Origin of the sequence: Moorena sp. SIO2C4 (assembly GCF_010672485.1) — a bacterium.
GTDB classification, from domain to species: domain Bacteria; phylum Cyanobacteriota; class Cyanobacteriia; order Cyanobacteriales; family Coleofasciculaceae; genus Moorena; species Moorena producens.
This window is the reverse complement of sequence record NZ_JAAHGN010001112.1, coordinates 1-2,398: the sequence shown is the minus strand read 5'-3', so window position 1 is coordinate 2,398 and position 2,398 is coordinate 1. Positions and strand designations below refer to the sequence as shown.

Below are 2,398 nucleotides of genomic sequence, written 5' to 3'. Positions count from 1 at the left end.
GGTATGGGGTAAATGGCAAATTACGCTGGTATAGCAATTGGCATCAACCGCTATCAGTTCTTACAACCTCTGAACTATGGTCAAGCAGACGCTCAAAGACTACAAGGGTTTTTTGTAGACCAAGCTCATCTGCAACCCAATGAGTTTCTGTTATTAACTGATAATTCACCACCGATTGATGATTTTTTAACCTACCCCAACCGAGAAAATATTTTAAGATGTCTCGACAGGATTCGCCAGAGTCCAGGTTCTCCAGAAAGTTGGCGTTGGTTCTTGTTCAGTGGCTGCGGGGTCAGTTGGGATAAAGTTGACTACCTCATGCCGATTGATGGCAACCCAGATGACATTCCAGGAACAGGTATACCAATAGAATGCCTGTTTTCCTCTCTCAAGACTATGGGGGGCAATAAAATCCTGGTATTGTTAGACATAAACCGCTCACCGGGAATGCCATCTGGTGAACCGGTTGGTGCTGAAACAGTGGAATTAGCCTACAAAATGGATATTTCCCTGGTACTTTCTAGTCAACTCAACCAGTTTTCTCACGAAGCTGCGGCTCTAGGGAATGGCTTATTCACCTCAGCACTTCTAGAAGCACTGGGTTACTATCATACTGACATTACCCTTGAGAATCTTGACGAGTATCTCAAGGAGCGGCTACCGGAGTTGAGCCAACACCATTGGCGACCAGTTCAGATTCCTCTGACGGTGATTCCTTTACAGGAGTATCGACAACAACAAATTTGGCCTGAAGGGGCAAGCTCACCACCAGAAAATCAATGGGCTAACCCAAGCACTGACTCAGAAGCTACCGAGGTAGTTCTTTCTGAAGATGGGAATAATCTTGAGGTGCGACCCAAGGCCGGGTTCCCCGGCCATTGGAAAGCGCACCTTGAGAGTGAATTTACGAAAAAACCTTTATCGGTGGTAAAGCAAAACCCGAATCGGTCTTTACCCACTAACACTGACAGCTCAAACCAGGAGTCATCTAACTCAGTAGCTTTAGTTTCTTATTCAGACAGCCAGCCTCAAACTGATACAGAAGAGTTATCGTCATGGCGAGAATGGTTGTTTTGGGGTAGTGGTATAGCTTTGTTGTTAGGACTAGTAAGCCTAACTGTTGTCCGTAACCAGGAAGGCTTAATTAGTCAACAGATGATTAAAAACACACAGACGACCACATTAACTACCACATTACCAGAAACTACCAAGGTCAGGAATTCCCCAGTAACATTACCTGCAGGGTCAACATCCCAGGCAACTCCAGCTCCCTTGCCAAATTCCAAGAGTAAATCCCTGGAAACTAAACCACAGAAATCCCGGGAACCGAGTGGGATTAAGGCGAATCAAGCAGCTTTGGACGAGGCAAGACAGTTAGTTGAACCGAAGCAGGCATCTGTGTATAGCGATGCGATCGCAATTGCCCGTCAGGTGAAACCTGGGGATCCTCTTTATGAGCAGACACAACAATATATCACTGGTTGGAGTCAGTCAATTCTGGCTCTAGCCAACAAACGGGCAAAAAAAAGTGATTTTGAAGGAGCGATCGCAGCTGCCCAACTAGTTCCTAAAGATAACCCTTCTGTTTATCCTTTGGCTCAGGATGCCATTAAACAGTGGCAGATTCTCTCCCAACAGAAGTCGCAGAATCAACAGATTATCCAAACAGCCATCAAACAAGTCCAACGCAATCAAGCATCTAGTTATAATCGTGCGATCGCAACCCTCCGTAAGATTCCACCGGGTCAACCGAAGTATGCCACAGCACAAGCGTTAATTGCTCAAGCTAGCGATAAGATTTATCGGATTGCTAAGTCCCGTGCCTCGCGAGGCAAGTTTCTCTCCGCGATTAACACAGCAAAATTAGTCCCACAAGATACCCCTTACTATGAGGCTGCCCAAGAAGCGATCGCTAGATGGGAGCAAGGTAGACCTTGATAGTGATTTGGGTTACAGGTTACAGGTTACAGGTTACAGGTTACAGGTTACAGGTTACAGGTTACAGGTTACAGGTTGAAGGTTATAGGTTGGCAGTTACAGGTTGAAGGTTACAGGTTGAAGGTTACAAGTTGCCAGTTACAGGTTCCCAATTATACATCCGGCTTTCAGTTGTTAAGGCTCTAATTTTCAACCTACCCTACTTCGGACGCCAAAGGCGAACAACCAACTAACCTTCAACCAACTAACCTTCAACCAACTAACCTTCAACCAACTAACCTTCAACCATCTAACCTTCAACCATCTAACCTTCAATCTTTAACCTTCAACCAACTAACCTTCAACCAACTAACCTTCAACCAACTAACCTTCAACCATCTAACCTTCAACCATCTAACCTTCAACCGACTAACCTTCAACCGACTAACCTTCAACCATCTAACCTTCAACCAACTAACCA

1 protein-coding gene is annotated in these 2,398 nt (G+C 45.3%); it reads left to right on the top strand.

Translation table 11 applies throughout. From position 1 onward, the window contains the following. Positions 1 to 12 precede the first annotated feature (12 nt). Positions 13 to 1,938, top strand: a complete 1,926-nt coding sequence (locus F6K20_RS34360) for a caspase family protein (RefSeq protein ID WP_008191607.1) — start codon at positions 13 to 15, stop codon at positions 1,936 to 1,938. The last annotated feature ends 460 nt before the right edge of the window (positions 1,939 to 2,398 follow it).

Coding starts and splice junctions, on each gene's coding strand:
- F6K20_RS34360 (WP_008191607.1), top strand. CDS start 13: ATGGCAAATTACGCTGGTATAGCAATTGGCATCAACCGCTATCAGTTC.